This window comes from Paenibacillus ferrarius, assembly GCF_002027705.1.
Lineage (GTDB): Bacteria > Bacillota > Bacilli > Paenibacillales > NBRC-103111 > Paenibacillus_E > Paenibacillus_E ferrarius.
In genome coordinates this window covers 18,052-39,013 of the sequence record NZ_MBTG01000004.1, presented here as the reverse complement: position 1 = coordinate 39,013, position 20,962 = coordinate 18,052, and the positions used below count along the sequence as shown (strand labels likewise).

The 20,962-nt window shown below is 46.3% G+C and carries 14 protein-coding genes; 10 read left to right on the top strand and 4 right to left on the bottom strand.

The window, feature by feature from the left end; genetic code table 11:
- Positions 1 to 324: 324 nt before the first annotated feature.
- A complete protein-coding gene (locus BC351_RS05535; protein ID WP_079409930.1) occupies positions 325 to 2,031 on the bottom strand; it encodes a glycoside hydrolase family 2 protein in 1,707 nt (568 codons plus the stop codon).
- A gap of 110 nt (positions 2,032 to 2,141) precedes the next feature.
- Between BC351_RS05535 and BC351_RS05530 the strand changes: the two genes are divergently transcribed.
- The 9 genes from BC351_RS05530 (at position 2,142) to BC351_RS05490 (ending at position 15,288) form a co-directional block, all read left to right on the top strand.
- Complete coding sequence (locus tag BC351_RS05530; protein WP_079409733.1) at positions 2,142 to 2,966, top strand: helix-turn-helix transcriptional regulator; 825 nt, start codon at positions 2,142 to 2,144, stop codon at positions 2,964 to 2,966.
- Positions 2,967 to 3,024: 58 nt separating this feature from the next.
- Entirely contained in the window at positions 3,025 to 3,516 is a 492-nt protein-coding gene (locus BC351_RS05525; protein ID WP_079409732.1) for a CYTH domain-containing protein, read from the top strand.
- 500 nt (positions 3,517 to 4,016) lie between these two features.
- On the top strand, positions 4,017 to 4,421 hold the full coding sequence (locus BC351_RS05520) for a hypothetical protein (RefSeq protein WP_079409731.1): 405 nt from the start codon (positions 4,017 to 4,019) through the stop codon (positions 4,419 to 4,421).
- A gap of 25 nt (positions 4,422 to 4,446) precedes the next feature.
- A complete protein-coding gene (locus BC351_RS05515; protein WP_079409730.1) occupies positions 4,447 to 6,018 on the top strand; it encodes a methyl-accepting chemotaxis protein in 1,572 nt (523 codons plus the stop codon).
- A 16-nt stretch (positions 6,019 to 6,034) separates the two neighbouring features.
- On the top strand, positions 6,035 to 6,481 hold the full coding sequence (locus tag BC351_RS05510; protein WP_079409729.1) for a chemotaxis protein CheW: 447 nt from the start codon (positions 6,035 to 6,037) through the stop codon (positions 6,479 to 6,481).
- Positions 6,474 to 8,969, top strand: a complete 2,496-nt coding sequence (locus BC351_RS05505) for a chemotaxis protein CheW (RefSeq protein ID WP_079409728.1) — start codon at positions 6,474 to 6,476, stop codon at positions 8,967 to 8,969. The genes BC351_RS05510 and BC351_RS05505 overlap by 8 nt, the downstream gene beginning before the upstream one ends.
- A gap of 5 nt (positions 8,970 to 8,974) precedes the next feature.
- The gene (locus BC351_RS05500) at positions 8,975 to 11,149 is read left to right on the top strand and encodes an EAL domain-containing protein (protein WP_079409727.1); all 2,175 of its coding nucleotides are present in this window, start codon (positions 8,975 to 8,977) and stop codon (positions 11,147 to 11,149) included.
- A gap of 130 nt (positions 11,150 to 11,279) precedes the next feature.
- Positions 11,280 to 14,540 (top strand): response regulator, encoded by a 3,261-nt coding sequence (locus BC351_RS05495; RefSeq protein WP_079409726.1) that lies wholly within the window; start codon positions 11,280 to 11,282, stop codon positions 14,538 to 14,540.
- 244 nt (positions 14,541 to 14,784) lie between these two features.
- Positions 14,785 to 15,288: a GNAT family N-acetyltransferase gene (locus BC351_RS05490; RefSeq protein WP_244208894.1), complete on the top strand. Its 504-nt coding sequence runs from the start codon at positions 14,785 to 14,787 to the stop codon at positions 15,286 to 15,288.
- 7 nt (positions 15,289 to 15,295) lie between these two features.
- Here BC351_RS05490 and BC351_RS05485 read toward each other — a convergent pair whose 3' ends face one another.
- The gene (locus tag BC351_RS05485; RefSeq protein ID WP_079409724.1) at positions 15,296 to 16,336 is read right to left on the bottom strand and encodes a ParB/RepB/Spo0J family partition protein; all 1,041 of its coding nucleotides are present in this window, start codon (positions 16,334 to 16,336) and stop codon (positions 15,296 to 15,298) included.
- A gap of 195 nt (positions 16,337 to 16,531) precedes the next feature.
- Between BC351_RS05485 and BC351_RS05480 the strand changes: the two genes are divergently transcribed.
- Positions 16,532 to 18,844, top strand: a complete 2,313-nt coding sequence (locus tag BC351_RS05480) for a bifunctional diguanylate cyclase/phosphodiesterase (protein ID WP_079409723.1) — start codon at positions 16,532 to 16,534, stop codon at positions 18,842 to 18,844.
- Positions 18,845 to 19,196: 352 nt separating this feature from the next.
- Here BC351_RS05480 and BC351_RS05475 read toward each other — a convergent pair whose 3' ends face one another.
- Complete coding sequence (locus BC351_RS05475; protein WP_079409722.1) at positions 19,197 to 20,003, bottom strand: histidinol-phosphatase; 807 nt, start codon at positions 20,001 to 20,003, stop codon at positions 19,197 to 19,199.
- A 44-nt stretch (positions 20,004 to 20,047) separates the two neighbouring features.
- Entirely contained in the window at positions 20,048 to 20,950 is a 903-nt protein-coding gene (locus tag BC351_RS05470; RefSeq protein ID WP_079409721.1) for a LysR family transcriptional regulator, read from the bottom strand.
- Between the last annotated feature and the right edge of the window lie 12 nt (positions 20,951 to 20,962).

Genomic DNA, 20,962 nt, shown 5'->3' with positions numbered 1-20,962 from the left:
CCCTCCCTCCCTCCCCATGAACAAAAGTATGGGTTTACACGCAAAAGGACCGTCAGGATGTTTCCTGACGGTTTTTCTTAACGTTGGCAAAGGATGATCAAGACAGATATCCGGTTACTTTACGGATGGGAGGGAACTACGATACGCTATTTCGGTAAATAAGCGCGAATTTGATGGGAAAGGGAACTGGAGTCCGCTATTCGCCGATTTCATCACGGTTTGGCGGAAAAACAGCCAAATAGCGTACCGTAGTTCCGCTTGAATGGACAAGTGGGCTGTTTTCTGCCATATAGCGGATCATAGTTCCTCTTCCGCCCCCACGGCTTATCGCTCCGACCGATAAATCTCCTTCACTAATCGATAAGCCAGCTTCGGCTTGCGATATTCGTTCAGCAAGCCTTTGTTGTTGAAGCTCCGCGCCCGATCGCGGAAATATGGGCGGTCGCTGCGCACGTCGACGCGAATATCGGCGAAGTGCCAGATCAAAGTGCCGACAATCCGCGGGTCTGCGCGGAAAATCTGCAGCGCCTGCTGCACGACATCGGCCTGATAATCTTCGCTGAATAAGCGCGGCTCCCAGCCAGCATCACCGAAGATGCCGGCTGCGCCGAATTCGCTCATGATGACAGGCTTGCCTGCAGCTCCTTGCGACTCGGCATTTGTATAATAATCCTGAAGCATGTCACGGAACCCGTCCACGCTGCCTTCATACCAGCCGTAATATTTGTTGATGCCGATCACATCAAAGTAGGACAAAACGATATCTTCCTGCGGATGCATGGTCGCATAAGTGACCAAACGGCTGGCATCCATACTGCGGATTTTGCTGACAAATGTCTTCGTAAGCTCCAGCGCTTCCTGCGTTCGGGTATCGATCTCGTTATGCGCTCCCCAGAAGATGATGGATGGATGATGATAGTCACGGCTGATCATTTCGCCCAGCATATGAACACCGCGCTCTGTGAACAGCGGACTCGCCAGCGTTTCTGTGCTCATGAAGCAGCCCCACATGGGAATTTCACTCCACAGAAGCATGCCATGCTCATCCAGCAGGTCGATCCAGAACTGACTTTGCGGATAGTGGGAGCCGCGCACGATGTTGCAGCCCATATCTTGCAGAATGGCCAAGTCTTTCAGCATCAGCTTCGGTGGAAAAGCAAATCCCCACTCGGGATGTTCTTCATGGCGATTGACCCCTTGCAGGTAAAGGGGGCTGCCATTCAGCAGAATCTGGCCGCTGCTGACTTCAACGGTTCGAAAGCCTGTGCGATCAGTAAGATCATCTTCGCCTGCGCGGATGGTGAAGGTGTACAATTCAGGGTGCCCGACATCCCATCTGCGGAAGTTGGCGATGGTTCCGTGAAGCGAAAGCCCGTAAGATTGCCCCGCTGCAATGTGGATGGTAGCTTCGGAGAAGGTTTGACCCTCCGTAGCCGCGTTAACCACAAGGGACTGGTCGCTAAGGCCGAGTGATTGCAGCTGAACTTGAAGCTGTACCTCGGCAATGTCGCCGCTCAGTGTATAATCAATCTGCAAAGAGTCGATATAAACGTCAGGCAGCTCTTGAAGCTCTACGGAGCGGATGATTCCACCGTAGGAATACCAATCCGCAACATCGGTCGGAAGGGTTTGCCAGTCAAGGGTGCTGTCGACTCGGATGATTAATTCATGCTTGCCTTGCGCAAGATGAGGAAGAACAAGTGAAAATTGCGTATAGCCGCCAAAATGGCCGCCAATGTGCTGACCGTCTACATAGACATCGGCCTGATGGAGGATGCCTTCGAAGCACAAACGCAGGTTAGTCTCTTGCGTCGTATCGAAATAGGTACGGTACCAAGCGGCACCGATATATTCATATAGGCCTAATTCGTTATTCCAGCAGGAAGGGACGACAAGCTTCCGGGACGCTGAAGGGAATTGCGTATGCCATTGTTCAGTTAGCCCTACATTGTTGGGGTCTGTTGCGAAGTCCCAAAGGCCATCGAGAAGCCGAGTGCGGCGAAGCTGATGCTGTTGAAAAGTACGTATCAAAGGAAAATCCCCTTTCATGTATGTTTAGTAAAGCGTATCATGGAAGAAGGCTCTTTTATATGGAGAAACAATTTGGGTTTTTGTCAAAATCGCTTTGAAGGGAGAAAGCCATGGAGGGACTGTCCCACAGAATGTATCATCTTCGTTTGGTCTATGAGAAGCTGCCGGTCCCAGGCTGGAAAGATATACGGAATACGACAGATATCCATTCGTTTTATTGGATTATGGGGGGAGAAGGCGAATTCTCTCATCCGCATGATGATAGGCCTATTCAGGTTAAGGCTGGTCACCTTCTCTATTTGAAGCCAGGTTTTGCCTTGACCATGACCTCCTCTGTGGAGCATCCGCTTCATATTCGAATGCTGCTGTTCGATGCTTTGGATATTCCGTGTGAAAATCAAATTTGGCTGCAGCCTGTTCCGGTGGATTCTCTGCAACTTCCCTTTATCAAATCGTATGTGCAAGAGCAGGCGGTGTGGATACAAGCTCAACTCAAGCAGATAGGAGCCATTCAGAACGCCGATCCGCATGAAAGGCAGACGGAGTTTCAATATTTGCTTTCGAGGCTGATCCATTACATGCGGGATACGAACGAATCCATGGATCCTTATCTGAAAGCCTTCCATGATGCGAAATTCTGGATGGAAACTTGCTACAATCGGCCGCTTCGCTTAGAAGAGCTGGCCCGCACGTTCCATATCTCTGCTTCGCAATTGCGCAAATTGTTCATGCAGCATGTGGGGATTTCACCCAAAGAATATTTAAATCGCATTCGAAATGAGAAAGCGAAGACACTGCTTCTCCTAACGGAAGAACCTATGAAAGCCGTAGCTGACGCTTGTGGATTTGCCGATGAATTTCATTTCGGTAAAATGTTTCGGGTTTGGAATGAAATCTCTCCGGCACGTTTCAGGTCCTTGCATAAAGGAACTTGACGGCAAAATATGATAAAATGACGATGAAATGATGATGAAGCAGAAAAGAGGTTGTTCGATGGGTGCCGAAATTGAAAAAAAGTTTTTATTGCCTGCATTCCCTACGGAGGAACTGAGCCGTTCAGAGATTGCCCTTGTTTCCAAACAATACATTTATCAAACCTATTTGGCGTTCTCAGAGGATCAGGAAATCAGGGTTCGCAAACTGGTTGACAGTGCAGGGTCGTCCCATTTTACACATACCTTTAAATCAGGAAACGGGCTCGTCAGGGAAGAAATTGAATACCTCATTTCAGAGTCTATTTATAAGCAGCTGCTGGAGCGGACGGGACTGATCCCCTTGGAGAAGATTCGGACCACGGTAGCTTATCAAGGATATCATTTTGAAATGGATGAATATAAGCAAGTCGACTTAATGGTCGTTGAAGTTGAGTTTCCCGACTTGGAAGCTGCCCAGCGCTTTGAAGCACCCTCCTGGTTCGGTCGAGAACTGGGCCAAGAGGAAGAATTCCGCAACAAGTCGATGTGGGTGCAGCTGCAGAAGCAATAAAAAGAAGAAAGAAATGGATGCGGCTCCCAAATGGAAAATCTATTCTTGGTTCAATTGTAAGGAAACTGTTTCAGCGTACTTACAATTGGTTAATAAAGGATATCAAGATATTTCCATGGGAGGAGTGAAATGGCGTGGAAAAAGGACAAGTAAGGCGGAAGCAAACGCCCCTAGCCTTTTATCTAGCGGCGCTCGCCATCACAGTTGCTATTCATAGCAAGCCTAATCCTAAATGAATGAATAAACATGTCCCGCACATAATGCAAAAAGGCTAAGTTTGACCCGATTGATGGGTTGAACTTGGTCTTTTTTAGCGTTAAAGCGCTGCTCTACGTTGTTTGGTCTCTAATGTATCCGCTTGCAGTTACCTAACAAATGTATGGTTTAAATGTTAGATTGCGTTAGCTAATTATTAGGAAAAATAATGTTTAGCTAAGACTTAAAACAGATTTTAAATAACAACTTTTAGGTAAGATGAAGTTACTGAGAGGTGGTCATTCATGGAGTTGAAGCATTATTATCGCCAGCAATTTCTCGAATTAATCGAACAATTCGAGCACCATTGGGAGGAGGATCTGTTATATCAATATGGTTTCCGTTGGAATTCCTATGCGAATTCCACGTATAAAGAGATTTTCCAAATCACTCATTTTCGGGATGAAACTTTGTACATGATCTATACGATTGAGCTTCCCGAGTCTTATAAAAATACCAATATGAGTGATGTGGTCAAAAATATCTCATCTACCTATGAGCTGTCTATGTATTATTTATCCGATAAGATCCTGTTGTCTGCTTGCGTATCCATTGAGCATCTGCAGCAAACCTCTTTGGGTTTCTTAAATCAGGCCCGGGGAGAACTCATCGATCTTGTTTTCTCTGCCATACAGATGCATTTTATTTAATTACGTTATAGGGGGATTTTGAATCATGAGAGCAACCATAAAAATGAAATTGTTAATTAGCTTTATTATTGTATTGGCGCTGACGTTTACAGTTGGTCTTGTGGCTATCCTGAAAATGAATGCGATTCAGACTTCCGCGATGCATGTGCAGAGCAATTGGCTTCCCAGCATTATAAAAATTGATGAGATCAAAAGCAGCTTTTCAGAAGTTCGTGTGGGTATTCATCAAATTATTCTTGAAACCGAGCCGGACACGATCATTTCCGCACAGAATACGATAAACAAGAACAAAGAGAATTTAAATGCTGAATTAAAAGAGTATGCGGGACTTGTGAATTCTCCGGAAGAAAGAAGTATTTATGATCAGATTGTAAAAGTGATTAACGCCTACACCGATCAAACGGACACGATTATTCAGTATTCACTCAAAAATGAGGATAAACAAGCATTTGATATCGTAGTTCAAATCAGACCTTACCGTATTCAAGCAACTGAACTATTCGACAAATGGGTTGATTATAATAAAGCGGGTGCGAAAAAGGAAGTCGACACAGCGGTTGAGCAAAATAAAACGGGTACGCTGACCATTGTCATTTTGGGTGTTATTGCGATGATTATTGGAATCAGTGTTGCACTTGTTCTGTCCGGCAGTATTTCAAGAACGGTACAATCGCTGCTGTCCGTTGTTACGAAGGCTTCAGCAGGAGATTTGCGCGACAAAGCGATCGTGAAAACAAAGGACGAGCTGGGTTCCTTGGCGTCATCATTCAACGAAATGCTGGATAATTTACGAGCATTAATCGGTCAAACGGTCTCTTCCTCCCAGAATGTAGCAGCAGCGGCTGAAGAGATTTCGGCAACGACTGAGCAGATTGCCACAGGCAGCATGCACCAGGCGGAGTCTACACAAACGGTGAATCATTTGTTCAAAGAGCTTTCGGTTGCGATTGATTCTGTAGCTAGAAATGCGGAAATCGTCGCTGAGATGTCTGAAAAAACAAGAAATGGCGCCAAAGAAGGCGGCATTGCCGTGCAAGCATCGATTACCTCCATGGGGAATGTATCGAAGCAAATGTCTTTGCTTGAGCAGGATGCAATGAAGATCGGGCAAATCATCGAAGTGATTGATGATATCGCGGATCAAACCAATCTGTTGGCCCTTAACGCAGCGATTGAAGCGGCTAGAGCGGGCGAACAGGGCAGAGGGTTTGCCGTTGTTGCGGAGGAAGTAAGGAAGCTGGCGGAACGCAGCGGCGAAGCCACGAAGCAAATCGCCATCATCATTAAAGGCATGCAAACCAATACGGATTTGAGTGTGAAGGCGGTATCTGAGGCTGCTGATCTGTCCGAGCGGACAGGCATTCAATTTGACAATATCGTCCACATGGTAGCGAATACGGCGCAGCAAGTGTCCGAAATTGCAGCAGCAAGCGAAGAACAATCCGCACAATCCGAGGAAGTGCTTACTTATATTCAGAATATCGCGGCTGTCAGCCAGCAATCAGCTGCAGCAGCAGAAGAAACAGCCAGCTCCTCGCAATCTCTGGCTCGCTTAGCAGATGATTTGAACCAGTCCGTTTCGAACTTCAAAGTGTGAGAGAGAGGGGTTATGCATGACGACATCGACACTTCCCCCCTTATATGTAGAATGTCAAATTAAGCAGGAATATTACGCGTTCTCCATTATGCATATCCAGGAAATTATAAAAATGCATGAAATCACTGAATTGCCGGGAGCGAACCATCGTTTACGCGGCGTGATTAACCTGAGAGGCCATATCATTCCCATCTATTGCTTGCGATCTATGCTGCAGCTCAGACCAGAACCGGATACGAAACAAACCCGCATTATGATCGTGAATCTATCGGGTAAAACGGTAGGGCTCATTGTCGACGGTGTGAGCAGAGTTATTCGCTTCGCTGAAACCAAGCCTGTCTCTGAGGAGTTCGGTCATCAGGGGCGGGTGTACTTGCAGGCTATCGGGCAAAGTGAAGATCGGTTTGTGGGGATTTTGGATGTTCAAGAACTTTTTGTACAGGAGGTGAGAGGCCATGAGTGATTTGCATATTGATATGTATATGGGCGTGTTTCTGGATGAGCTTAGCGAGCAATTGCTTCTTCTAGATAAGAGTTTGCTGGATCTTGAGGAAAACGGCAGTAATCCTGAGACGATGCAAACGATTTTCCGCATCGCCCATACGCTCAAGGGCTCATCTGCTGCAATGGGGTTCGATAAGCTCAAAGCGTTAATGCACAATTTGGAAAACATATTTGATCACCTTCGCAACGATCGGATTCAAGTCAGCACAGGCCTGATGAATGTATTCTTTCAAAGTGTTGATTACATCAAGCAGCAGCGGGAATTATTTCTGCAAGGTGTATATGAAGAGCAGTCAGTCGACCAATTGATTCGCATCCTTGAGCAAACGTCACGAGCAGAAACGACTGTGATCCCTCAGCTGGAGGCACTTGCTCATACGGAAATTCCGAACACACCAGTTGAACAATATTTAACCTCTGTCCGCATTACAATAGAACCCGAAGCGGTTATGAAGGTTGTGCGAGCGACCTTGGTGCTCCATGAACTTCAAACGCTTGGGACGGTGTTGTCTGCGCAACCCGCATTCACGGAAACAAGTCAGGACGAGGAGTTGGCAGGCCCGATCCTATTTATCCTCACAACGAACGAGGAATGCCGTACGATTCAGGAAAGAATGCACCGAATTTCACAGTTATCCGACGTTATCGTGTCGCCGCTCACTACCAGCCAGCCCTCACCGCAAGCTGAAGAGCAAGTTCGTCCCCCAGCAGCTGCTGAGGCGGACAGCTCAGGCAAGCTGCCCGCGAAGCCGGCAGCTTCAGCCCCGAGAGAAGCGGCGTCTGTTTCCCATACAGTACGTGTAGATGTGCACCGTTTGGAGCATCTCATTAATCTTGTCGGTGAATTGCTGATTGATAATACACGCCTAGTGGAAGTGAAGAAACGCTTGCAAGAAAAGTACAGACAAGATCCGGACATTCAGCTGTTGGAAGACATTACGCATCATCTTGGTAAAACTGTGAGCAATATGCGCGATGGCATGATGAAAACGCGGATGATTCCGATAGAGCAGCTGTTTAGCAGATTTCCTCGATTAATTCGCGATTTGTCCCAAACGGCCAATAAAGAGATCGCTTTGACGATTGAAGGGAAAGAGACGGAATTGGATCGCACACTGATTGAAGAAATCAGCGATCCATTGATACACATCATCCGCAATGCAGCTGATCATGGGTTGGAAAGCCCGGATGATAGGGAAGCGGCAGGCAAACCGCGAAAAGGTCATATTCATATGATGGCTGCGCATGAAGAGAATTCAATCGTGATTACGGTCAAGGATGACGGCAGGGGCATTGATCCGGAGCGAATTCGTAAGAAAGCGGTGGATAAAGGCTTCATTAGTGAAGAAGAATCGCTTCAAATGACGGAGAAAGAAGTGATTTCTCTTATTTTCCATTCGGGAATGTCGACGGCTGAGCAGGTTACTGAATTATCAGGCCGAGGCGTCGGAATGGATATTGTTCGCTCGCATATAGAGAAGCTGAACGGACTTATTGCTATTGATACGGCGATTGGCAGGGGAACAACGATCACCCTCAAGCTTCCGCTTACCCTTGCGATTATTCGTTCTTTGCTTGTTCGTCAAGAGCAGCGGACAATTGCTGTTCCGCTTTCGAATATTATTGAAATTTTCCGTTATGGCGAACAAGAAATTCAGACGCTGCATGGACAAGAAATTTGCCATGTTCGAGGTGAAATCTTACCCTTACTGCGTTTGAATGACTTATTATCGCCAGGTCAAAGCGGACAACTAGAGAAGAGCAAAGTGAAGCAGTCAATTCTGATGATCGGCATGGCTGATAAACGTGTCTGTCTCGTTGTAGATCAGCTTATTGCGAACCAAGAAATCGTTATCAAATCGCTGGATGACATCGTTGGGCAGGTTCCTTTTATTGCGGGGACAACGATACTGGGCGATGGTTTGGTTGCCCTTATTCTGGATGTCAATGCCATTATGCAGAAATCAACATCTGCTCATTTGCGCTTTGGCACGAAGGAGAGGGCAATGAAAGGGAAGCACACGATGAAGAAAGAGCTTGTGACGATCCGGTTAGATGCGCAGTGGTACGGCTTCCAGCTTGATCATGTGCAGGAAATACTGGCTATTCCGCCAATTACGAAGGTTGCTGGTGCAAAGCCGCATGTACTTGGGATCATTCAGATCCGGGAAGAGCTGCTGTTTGTTTATGACTTGCGCATCCGTATGGGATTGTCCACAAACCCTTCGTCTCGTTATTCTCGTGTCTTAATTGTACATGACGGAGAACAATCCATAGGTATCGCTGTGGACTCGGTAACGGAAATTCTCACGGTCTATGAACATGAGCTGGATGAAGATATCGCACAGAATAAAGCCTCTTTGTCCATGATAAGAAGCATCTACAAAAAGGATGAACGACTGATTCAAGTTTTCGATAGAGAAAGTCTGCTCTTGAAGCTGAGGTGACAAATATGAGGACATTCCGTGTGTTAATCGTTGATGACTCCATCGTCATGAGGAATATGATCGCCATGCTCTTTGGCAAAGACGAGCAGTTTACGGTCGTTGGATTCGCAGTTAACGGTGCAAATGCACTGGATAAAATCGTAGAGCTGCAGCCGGATCTAGTAACTCTCGATATTGAAATGCCTGAGATGGATGGTTTAACAGCTTTGCAGCAAATCATGACTTTCCACCCTGTGCCAGTCATTATGCTTAGCAGCTATACAGAAGAAGGCTCCAATGCAACGCTTAAAGCGCTTGAGCTTGGGGCTATGGATTTCTTTCAGAAGGAAACCCTGTTCCAGAAGGCGCGCAATGTGCTGCTGGAACAGGAGTTTCTGGTCCGCTGCAAGACCGCTATGCGCAAAAAGCTGTTTCTACGCAATGAAACAAGCATACTCGGCAAAGAGCAGTCGATTAAAAATCATTTGGAAATGCTGACCTTTCTTTTGAAAATGGAAGACGACATGCTTCAATTTCACGATGAGCTGCAGCAGCAAATTAAGCAGCAAAATGGATTGCTCAAGAAATTCCGCAAAGAAGGGAATCAATTCCGCTATACAGAGTGGCAAGGCTCTTTATTCAATCGGCTTGGGGTCACTAGGGATCAGGCGCTGGGGAAGGAGCCGCATGACCTATTTCCCCCGGAGCTTGCGGCACATATGCTGCCCTTTTATCAAGACGTCTGGGAGCAGACTACGCAGGTGATTGATTTCGAAACTGAATGGCATGGTTATTATTATTTGACCGTGCTTCGTCCGATGAAACGAAATGGGATTGTAACGGAAATAATATCGTTAACCGTCGATATCACAGAGTCCAGAAGGATGGAGGAACGAATCCGTTACTTGATGAATCATGACCCGCTGACAGGACTTCCGAATCGGCATGGCATGACGAAGTGGATGGAAGAAACAATGGCAAGGCAGGAACGTTTTGCTGTTGTTTTCATCAATTTGGATCATTTCAAGCTGGCCAATGAAACTTTTGGTCATGATACAGGAGACCGAATTCTGCAAGTGATTGCACGCAGATTGCGAAATATCGTCATTTTTGATGAACGATCTGTCTTCCGGGTTGGCAGTGATGAATATGTAGGGCTAGTGAAATGCCAATCGGAAAGTGAGCTTGAAGGATTTGCTCTGACTATCGTCAGAAGCATTAACCAACCCATTCATATTCTGGAACACGAAATATATATGACTCCTTCGATAGGCATTAGTCAATTTCCACAAGATGATCAGGACTCGGAAACCTTGATTCGCTATGCGAACATAGCGATGGACTACGCGAAGGAATCGGGCAGGAATCAGGTGCAATATTTCAATTCGCAAATTTATGCCAAAATTGAACGTCGAATTAAGATCGAGAAGCATTTGCGGAAAGCGCTCGAGAGAAACGAGTTTATTCTGATGTATCAGCCTCAGGTTAACTTGCTTGAGAATCAAATTATTGGATTTGAGAGCTTAATTCGATGGGAAAGCCCTGAGCTTGGCCGTGTATCGCCTCTGGAATTCATTCCAGTTGCAGAGGAAACGGGATTAATATTTCCGATAGGGAAATGGGTGCTGCAAGAAGCGTGCCGGAGAAACAAGATGTGGCAAGAGCTTGGCTTTCCTAAAGTAACGATTGCGGTTAACTTATCTTCTAAACAATTCTACGATCATTCACTCAAAGACCAGATACATAGCATTCTTCTGGAGACAGGCCTAGAACCGCAGTATTTGGAGCTGGAAATTACAGAAAGCATGACTATGGATGTACAAGTTGCCATTGCGACTTTAAATAGCTTTCGGAATATGGGGTTAAAGATTGCCATGGATGACTTTGGAACCGGCTACAGCTCACTTAGTTATTTGAAAGAATTCCCCATTCACAATCTGAAAATTGATCAATCTTTCGTGAAAGACATCTCGACGAATTCAACGAATGCCGCCATTGTTAATACGATTATTACGCTTGCCAGGAATTTGAAGTTGGTTGTGATCGCAGAAGGAGTAGAGAATGTGAACGATTTGCAGCTGCTGCAGGAATTCAACTGCGATAGGGTCCAAGGCTATCTCTACAGCCGTCCGGTGGAAGCAAGCCAAGTTCCGGATATCTTTGCCAGGTTTGCTGGGAATCAGGTGAATATGGATGAATAAACCGCTAAGCGCCGTCACGGAGATATGAAATTTATCTGCGGCGTTTTTGTGTATCTTTATACTGCAAAACGATATAGACCGACACTTTTCGACAACATATAATAAACAAATAGAGGGGAGAGGTGATCGTGTGATCAAAGACCTGCTTAACAACTTTTCGGTATTGGCTGTTTTTATTTTTGTTTCGATCCAGCTTTTCTATAATTCTAGATTCAAAGCCATGTCGAAATGGAAATACCGCTTGTTTGTGGGTCTGATGCACGGCATATACGGCGTTGCATTAGCTTTTTTCGGGGTTCATGTCAGTGAGAAGCACATCTTGGATCTCAAAGCAATTGCCATTCTGATGGCAGCGTTTATTGGCGGCGGGTCGTCCGCTTTCATTGCTACGGTTGTGATGGTCATCGGCAGATCAATGCTTGATCCTTCGGTTTCTCTAAGAATAGCGCTGATTGGTTTTTTGATCTTCACAGGCTGTACGCTAGCGAACTATTATGTGCAGAATTACTTGAAGAAGTGGTCTCTGCTTGTTTTGTGTCCTATCGTTGTCTTATTCGTGGATATGGTTGTGGTGTACCATTTGCCCTTCGTTGATGTCGTTATGCCTGCATTACTGCTTCATTTGGCGGCTGGGGCATTCGCTAGCGGCTTGATTCATTATTTTTTGAAATCGGACGAGCTCAGAAGCCAAATTCGCTATTTCCAGCAGGAATTATCAGACATTTTGCGGCTGCAGTCCGGTTTTACCTTTAAATTAAAAAAGATTCAGAATCAAATGGTCTACTCGATGATTGACGGTCAATTACTGCGTAAATTAGGACTGGATCCGCAAGATTTAACGGATAGGCATGTGCAGAATATTGCCAATATGCCCGCAGACTTTTCCGCGTTATTGTTAGCCAAATACGAAGAAGCCTGGCAGGGGAATCAAGTTTCGTACGAAACCGAATTACGGGGAAAGACCGTCTTCACAACCCTGCAGCCCGTATTTGAAGATGGGCACGTCATTGAAATTATCGGTTCAACGACGGATATTACAGCGCATACAGAGGCGGAGAGGCGCATTCAAGAGAGCGAAGAACGGTATCGGATCCTCGTTGAGAACTCCCAAGAGGGAATTCTGGGATTCACGAAAGAAGGCTGCATCCGTTCGGCCAATCCGAGAGTATCGTTAATTACACATATTCCTGCAAACAATATGCTAGGGCGGCGCATGACCGAATACCTGCCTGAGAAAGAGCACATTCGCTGGGATTTTCATTTTCAAGAGGTCGTGCTTCAAGGAGGGAATATTCGCTTTGAAATTAGTATCCCTTCCCTAGAGGGAGCACGAAGAGATTATCGGGTTACACTTTCGGCATACAATAATGCGGTTGGCGAGTTGGAAGGGATCGTTGGAACGATTCATGAATTTACAGAAGTGACGATGCGGCATGCTGCCGATCAGGCGAATCAAGCCAAAAGCCAGTTCATTGCCAAAATGAGCCACGAAATCAGAACACCTCTGAATGGCATTATCGGTCTTTCGCAAATTCTCGGGAAAACCCCGCTTTCCGATCACCAAAAGGACTATCTTCACAAAATAAAAGCATCTTCCCATACATTGCTTCGCATCATTAATGATGTACTGGATCTTTCCAAGGTAGAAGCCGGCAAACTCGAAGTTGAACGGACGGGGTTCCACCTGGATGAGCTGCTCAAAGATCTGTCCAGTATTCTGGCTGTCTTGTCGGATAGTCGACAAATTGAATTGATTTTCAATACGGCGGCCGAACTGCCCAATCATATTCTGGGGGATCCTCTGCGACTGAAGCAGGTGCTTCTGAATCTGTGCAGCAATGCGATCAAATTCACCAGTACAGGCTATGTGATGCTCAAAATTGAAATGGAGCCGCTGACATCCGCAGATGAGCTTCACATCAGATTCATTGTTGAGGACAGCGGTATTGGCATATCGGCAGACCGGCTAGCTGTTATTTTTGAGCCTTTTGCTCAGGCAGATGGGTCTACCAGCCGGGAATACGGCGGCACGGGTCTTGGATTAACGATTAGTCAGCACTTGATTGAATTAATGGGGGGCACATTAGAAGCTCAAAGCATCGAAGGTCAAGGAAGCCGCTTCCATTTCACATTGCCTTTTCAAGTGATTGAATTAGCGAATCCGGATGAGTGGGATATAACGAAGGAACAGGCCCCATATCAAGTACTCTTAGTCGAGGATCACCCTTTGATGAGCAGTGCCTTGCAGGAGACATTGGAGTCCTTTGCTCTAATCGTGTCAACAGAGTCTTCTTGGAAGGGATTGTTTGAACGAGTAGAGCGGCTGGAAGCCGGGGATGACCGATACGATGCTGTTCTCCTTGATATGGAAATTGATGATATGTACGGGATAGATACGTGGGAAGCTTTGAATCAGTCGATAGAACGCAAGCGAACGATGGTTATTTGCTTTACATCACCGCTTGGCAAAGAAGAAATGCTGAAGCTGCCCAAGGCATCGCGGCCTGATGCCGTCTTGATTAAACCTATTTGCCGTTTGGAGCTTCATCAAACACTGGATGCCCTGTTTCATCCGCATCGTGAATCTAGGCGTCTGGGACAGAGGAGCGTACTGCCAGCAAGTCCAGCTGTAAACAACAAGTCAGGCCGAATTCTTCTGGTTGAAGACAATGAGATTAATCAACAAGTGGCGAGGGAGCTGCTTGCAGAGCGGGGATATGAAATCACGATAGCGGAACATGGAAAGGCAGCACTTGAGAAGCTGGATGATGAGCTGTTTGACTTAATTCTGATGGATATCCATATGCCGGTTATGGATGGCGTCGAAGCAACCACGTATATTCGTCAGCTCTCCGCTTATAGACATCTGCCTATTATCGGGATCACCGCCAATGTGGTGAAACAAGATCATGATCGCTACTTGGGTCTTGGCATGAACGATGTCATCAGCAAGCCATTTGATGTGAATCGCCTTCTTGGTGTCATTGGCAAATGGATGCAGCCGGCAGCTGCCGCAGCAACCAAGCCAAGCCAGACGAGCGGGACAGCTTTCTATACATCCATCCAGGCGATCGACTGGAAAGCGGCGCTTGCACGCTTGGAGGGCAAAGAATTCATCCTTATTGTGATGCTGCAAATGTTCAAAAGAAACTATGCCGGCTTTGCTGACCAACTGAACGATTTCATACGCAAGGGGGATTGGTCAGCGGCCCATCGAGCCAGTCATACGCTGATTGGTGTAGCGGGAAGTCTTTCGGCCAATGACTTATATGCAGCAGTTTGTGCCTTGGAGGCCTCCCTCTTGCAGCAAGGCGACTTCGCTGGCTGCCTTCGCGAGGTAACAGTAGAAATCGAGAGAATTTCAGCGTTTATTCCGGAGGAAGCGGGGTAAGGATAACGGCTGGATGAGTAACCTTCTCTTTTGTCAAAAACGACTAAACCAAACTTTCCATCTTACAAAAAAAGGGAAATCATAGATTGTAGAGAACATGGTGAGTAGCAAGACGAATGGAACGAAGAAATCCTCTTCGCGGGCATTATCGGATTACCGCACGGCTGGCCGAGGTTAGGTTGAAAACAAGGATTACGAGATGATAAGATGAGGCAGCGTATGAAGCAGGAAAGGAGGCATTGCTTTGGAACTGAAACGTTTGTGGCAGCAGGATATTCCCCAAGTGCAAGCACTGATGATAGACGTTGTATCGCGTCTTCCTTCCAGTAGCCTCTATTCGATGGATCGCATAGAGGCTATGTATGAGTATGTGGAAGAAAAGGGCGAAATCTACGGTGCCTATCAAGATGAGAAGCTGGTTGCCTATACGGTACTCGCATTTCCCGGATTAAGCGATAGCAATCTCGGACGCGAGTTTGGCGTGCCCGATGAAGATTTGACCAGAGTGGGATCGCTGGAAGGGTCGATTGTCCATGAAACTGTCAGGGGACGAGGACTTCAGCGGCAATTCCATGTGTTGAGAGAGCAGCGCGCCCGTGAGAAAGGGCTGTTATACCTGTATGCAACGGTGCATCCTGACAATACCGTAAGTCGGCGTAATCTAGAAGCAGCAGGCTTGACGCTGCAATTCTCTCGCCCCATGTATGGCGGACTCCCTCGTCAATGTTATGCCAAAAAGCTTGACTAGAATGCAATTAATTGGAAGAGTAGAGCTCCTGTACTTTTTTCCAGGCATCCAGATGTGTTTCTAGCTGATCGACCAAAGTCGCAACATCGGCAAGGAACTTCGCTTGGTCACTGGCTCCGATGTCCAAGCCTTCGGCTTGTAGCGAGAGGGGAGCGGCCGGTAAAGCGGACAGCAGCTGGTGCAGCTTCGTTTGAATCGGACTAACAGCCATCATGTTTACACGGTTGGCTGGTTCACTCGCCGTCAGCTCCGCAGTCGCGGCAACCATGGCTGAGGCGCTGACATCAGCTTTTTGAGCTTTTGAAGGCGCCTTGACTGCTGTTGGCTTGGCTCGCTCTGCGCGGTTGTTCTGGAAGTTGGACCACGTTTCCACAAGGTCAGGGCCCGATTTGTAGAGGAGTTTCCCCTTCGTGCTCTCGGAAATCTCTTTATCTTTGAACATTTTGGCGATCTTTTTCACATCGCTGACCGGCAGTTCGTCACGGGCAACAATTAGAGCAAGCGGATCACGGTGCTCTATCGCCAAATCTTTCAACGGCAGCAACTGGTCCTCCGTTAACTTGTCTTTGCGAATTTCGGTTCCACTGACGATCAGCTTCTTCACCGCATTGCCAAACTTCAATAAATCGCATTTGTTTTTGATGTAGGATTCAGGCTTGCCTAGCTTGCTCGAAAGGTACTTAATCGAGGAGCTGAACTTGGAATCGTTCATCAGCTTATGGAAAGCCTCAGCTTCTTCAATTGGCGAAAAGCCTTCTCGCGTCAGATTCTCCGCGATTTGTTCCAAATAAATTTCTAATTCATCCGTTACGCTGGATACAATACACGACATGGTCGGTTTCCCGAGCATTTTACTCGCCTTGTATCGGCGATTCCCATAAATGATTTTGTAGCGATTGTCAGCTGTTGTTCGTACTTTAATCGGTGACAGCAAGCCAATTTCGTCAATGCTTTTCATCAATTCTTGAAGAGCCTCTTCGTCAAACTGATAGCGGGGCTGATCGGTGTCTTCATCAATTAAAGCTATTGGAATTTCAATGATATTCATCGTAGGTCTCCATTCGTTCAATTTCATCTTCCATTATTATATAACAAGGTTCAAATCGTGGAAATGTTTAATCCTATCGGCAGCCAAGGCGATGAGGAATAAAAAGATTGCAACAAGTGCTTTTGAAATGAAATAATAGAAGGATCAAATGTCGAGAAATGACAAATCTTGTGCAGTGCCTAGGAGTAGAATAGCATGAAAACGATCCAATACATGATAATCGCTCTAATTTTTGCCCTATTAGTCTCATCGTCGGAGTTCGTGCTGGAGAAGTATAAGAAATCCTTGCTGCATGAGCTTACGGTAACGGAAGAATCCCAATTATCCTCGAAAGCCTTGGCTTTGCAATCGGTGATTGATCGTAATTTTAATTTAATGGTCAGTTTAGAAGCTTATGTGAGTGCAAATTATTTGCAAAATAAGGATGAACAAGAAGTCGTAACCTACATTGCTTTCTTATACCTGGGCGCTCAGGCTTCAACGTTAAATCTGATTATCGCTCCCAAAGGCATCGTGAAATATGTATACCCGGTTAAGGGGAATGAAAGTATTCTGGGCTGGGATCTGCTGAAAGATCCTCGCGAGAATGTGCAGCAGCAGATTGCGCACGCTTTGCAAACGAAAAGCATGACCATCAATGGTCCGTTTCAATTATTGCAAGGCAACAATGGTTTGGTCGCGCGCAAGCCTTTATATCAAAACGGTACTTTCTGGGGCTTTGTTTCCGTGGGAATAGATATGGATCGCTTGCTGAACGAAGCCGGAGTTAAGGATAACGGTGAAGACATTCTAGACATGGCGATCCGTAGTCCTGGACAACCCGCCTTTTATGGGGATGACGCTATCTTTCAAAAAAATCCAATGCTCTCCTACATCCAGCTCTCCGATAATAAATGGGAGCTAGCCGCACAGCCGCATACCAGCAGTATCCAGAACATCGGGCAGCAGATTGGCTTCATTCGCAGTTCCTATATTTCCGTTCTGCTGTTGGCTCTTCTGTTCATTCTCTATATCAGCAGGCAGCGGGATAAATTGCGCCGCGCCGTCAACGATCGAACGAAGGAGCTGCAGCTTGCCAATGAGGGTTTAACGTCGATGAATGATAAGCTGCTAGCTGGACAACAGGAGTTGTGCAACTCCAATAAACGCTTGCAGGAATCGGAGCAGTTGCTTTCCTATATGGCCTACCATGATGTTCTGACGAACCTGCATAACCGGGCGCACTTCCAGATGATGCTGAAGGAACAAATTCAATGGTGCCAAACTCACCATACGTCTCTGGCTGTATTGTTCTTTGATTTAGATAATTTCAAGATGGTGAACGATTCGCATGGTCATGATATGGGTGATTTAATGCTCATGGAGGTAGCGGACCGGATTCAACAATCGGGACTCGCCTATCATACCTTTTCAAGATTCGGCGGAGACGAGTTTGCTATCCTGCTAGATAATTGCTCGGACGAAACAGACATTCAGCTCTTCTGCGAGCAGCTTATAGACGTTCTGAAACCGCCATGCCTTCTTGCGAACCGCGCCTTTTTCATCAGTGCCAGCATTGGCATCGTTCTTTACCCGAATGGCGGCATCACCTGGGAAACCCTGCTCAAAAATGCCGATATCGCAATGTATATAGCTAAAAAAGAAAGCGGAAGCTCCTATAGCTTCTTCAATCAGCAAATGGCAATGAACTCGTTATCCAAGTTGGAAATGGGAAATCATCTGCGTCAATCGCTTGAACGCGGAGAACTGGAAATCGTCTATCAGCCCCAAGTGGACTGTCATCTTGGCCAAATTGTCGGTGTGGAAGCACTTCTGCGTTGGAATCATACGACGAAAGGGTACATATCGCCTTCGGAATTCATTCCGTTAGCCGAAGAAATTGGAACAATTGTAGAAATCGGGGAATGGGTGCTGCGAGGGGCTTGCCTGCAAATGAAATTATGGCATCGTCAAATGGATGCTCCCCTAACCATGTCAGTCAATCTCTCTGTGAAACAGCTGAATGATGAACGCTTCGTTGATAAAGTCAGTCAAATACTCGAGGAAACCGGGCTGGAAGCCAAATATTTGGAGATGGAAATTACCGAAAATGTAGCCATGAAGGACGAGCAGTTGGATGCGCTTCGCTGCTTGCGCCAATTGGGACTTGCGATTTCTGTGGATGATTTCGGAACCCATTATTCCTCGCTCAGCTATTTGAAAAGATTTCCTGTTACCAAAATTAAGCTCGACCAGTCCTTTGTCCGCGGTGTTCAAACGGATGATAAGGATCGAGCGATGATCAGGGCAATTATTTCAGTCGCTACATCGTTTCAGCTTCATATTATTGCCGAAGGTGTTGAAACGGAGGAACAGGCCAGCTTCCTGGTCGCTAATGGCTGCAGTCACATACAAGGCTATTATTTCTTCCGTCCCATGAATGCTGAACAAACATTCGCCGCCATCCAAGAGAACCTGCAGCCTAAATTGGGATTTCTAGCCGCAGATGCCAGGGATTTTACTATATAGTTTCAGCTTGATGGGTTTAAAGCCTGCAAAAATGCATGCTTTTTCAGCGAAATCGTTTGGAAAATGGGAATGCCTGCAAAAATGCAGGTATTCTAGGTCTCATTCTCTAAAAAGGACGAAATGTCCGAAAAAACATGCAGAAACGCAGGAATTTATCGAAATGAAGCAAATTCTAGGCAAAAAAGATGCATAATCGCAGGTTTTACCCAAATACAGTCGCACATCACTGATGAGGCGGTACGTGTCAGCCAGTTGAGGATGCAGAGCAGACCCGCTAGGTGGGTTTAAACCAAAAAAAGGTGAAGCAGGATCATTCCTGCCTCGCCTTTTTTGGTAGTCCACGGTTTTCAACCTAAAGCTGGACGATTTGTTTCTGTTTATTTTTAAAATAGACCCAGTGCTTAAATCCAATCTCTTTCAGGGTTTGGCGCACTTCATCCCAATCATCGGCTACTCGGCTAGGAATGTGCGCATCGGAGCCAAACGTGACTTCCACCCCATGGTGAAGCGCTTGTTCCAGAATTTCGTGAGAAGGATACCAGCCGCCGACATCTTTGGTTTTGCCTGAAGTATTAATTTCAATCGCCACTCCGGACTCTCCGATAATCTTCAAGGTCTCGTTCACTTTGGGAGTAACGATATCCGAGAAAGCAGGATAGAAGCCCTTCATTGCGTCGATATGACCAAGAATGTTGAACATGCCGGAGCGGGCAGATTCGGCAATAAGGCGATAATATTCTTCTTTTTGCGTAATTTTTTGTTCTTCATTCAGGGATTTCCATCTGTTTCGATTGAAGATGCTGACACCGCCTGATAAATGCACCGACCCAATAATGTAGTCAAAAGGGTACTTGGCATACTCTTGCTGATAGATACTAACATGCTCCGGGAAGTAATCGGACTCGACGCCAAGCAGCACATCAATTTTTCCTTCATACTCTTTTTTCAATTGCAGAACTTCTGCCACATAACGAGGGAATTCACTTTTCGCCATGGCGATTAACGGCTGAGCATGATCTTCCGAACTTCCGAAGTAAGGGGAATGATCGGAGATGCCGATGACTTGCAGTCCAGCGGAAATAGCGGCCTCGATGTATTCGCGGATGGTATCCTGCGCATGCCCGCAGCGATCATGATGAGTATGTAGATCGAATTTCATATGTGACCCTCCTGTACAAGGTGAAGTGAACCTGTGAGATTTGTTTATTCTGAGCCGAGAAATTGCGTTTCCGGCATTCCTTTTAAATCGCGGAGGAACTGCTGCATCGCAGAGTTCAAGTAACGTCCTGACTTATATACTACACCGACTGGATGGGTAATATCCAATTCATTCACTTTCACCATTTTCAAGGTTCCGTGTTTGAGTTCATCAGCGACAGAAAGCTTGGAAATGATCGCGACCCCAAGATTCAGTTCGACCATGCGTTTCACCTCTTCACTGCTGGAAAGCTCCATCACAATATGCGGGGTAACGTCATAGGATTTGAAGATTTGATCAACGAAGCGACGCCCGGCTGTTTCCGGCGATAGCATAATGAATGGGATATTGCGCAGTTTCTCAATCGATAAGTGGGCGAAACGGCTGAGCGGATGATGGGTGGAAACAATCAATTCGAAGGTGTCATAGTAAAGGACGGAAGTTTCTAAAGCTTGGTTCTTTTCAAATAAATAAGTAATCCCGATATCGATCTGGCTGTTTTCCACCGAGGTCATGATTTGGGAGGATGTCATGGAATGAATCGTCGTTTTGATCAAAGGGAACTGATCTTGGAAATAAGAAAGCACCCGCGGCAAAATCTGCATCGCTATGGAAGTTGTTGTGCCAATATGGATATGCCCTTGCGGCGTTAGATGCAAATCGGACAATCGCTGTTTGAGATCACTGGCGATTCGCAGCATTTTCTCTGCATGTTCCAAGAACAGCTTGCCGCTGTCCGTAAGGGTGACAGGCTGATTACGATCAATAAGAATTGTGCCGAATTCGTCTTCAAGACTCTTTATTTGCGCGGAAACGGCAGGTTGGGTCAAGTTAAGAATTTCGCCAGCTTTACGAAAGCTCATCGTCTTGGAGATGGTGAGCAAAGTTTCTAACTGGTTCATATTCATGGGCATACCTCC

Coding starts and splice junctions, on each gene's coding strand:
- BC351_RS05505 (WP_079409728.1), top strand. CDS start 6,474: ATGAGTGATTTGCATATTGATATGTATATGGGCGTGTTTCTGGATGAG.
- BC351_RS05525 (WP_079409732.1), top strand. CDS start 3,025: ATGGGTGCCGAAATTGAAAAAAAGTTTTTATTGCCTGCATTCCCTACG.
- BC351_RS05480 (WP_079409723.1), top strand. CDS start 16,532: ATGAAAACGATCCAATACATGATAATCGCTCTAATTTTTGCCCTATTA.
- BC351_RS05530 (WP_079409733.1), top strand. CDS start 2,142: ATGGAGGGACTGTCCCACAGAATGTATCATCTTCGTTTGGTCTATGAG.
- BC351_RS05470 (WP_079409721.1), bottom strand. CDS start 20,950: ATGAATATGAACCAGTTAGAAACTTTGCTCACCATCTCCAAGACGATG.
- BC351_RS05485 (WP_079409724.1), bottom strand. CDS start 16,336: ATGAATATCATTGAAATTCCAATAGCTTTAATTGATGAAGACACCGAT.
- BC351_RS05475 (WP_079409722.1), bottom strand. CDS start 20,003: ATGAAATTCGATCTACATACTCATCATGATCGCTGCGGGCATGCGCAG.
- BC351_RS05520 (WP_079409731.1), top strand. CDS start 4,017: ATGGAGTTGAAGCATTATTATCGCCAGCAATTTCTCGAATTAATCGAA.
- BC351_RS05500 (WP_079409727.1), top strand. CDS start 8,975: ATGAGGACATTCCGTGTGTTAATCGTTGATGACTCCATCGTCATGAGG.
- BC351_RS05515 (WP_079409730.1), top strand. CDS start 4,447: ATGAGAGCAACCATAAAAATGAAATTGTTAATTAGCTTTATTATTGTA.
- BC351_RS05510 (WP_079409729.1), top strand. CDS start 6,035: ATGACGACATCGACACTTCCCCCCTTATATGTAGAATGTCAAATTAAG.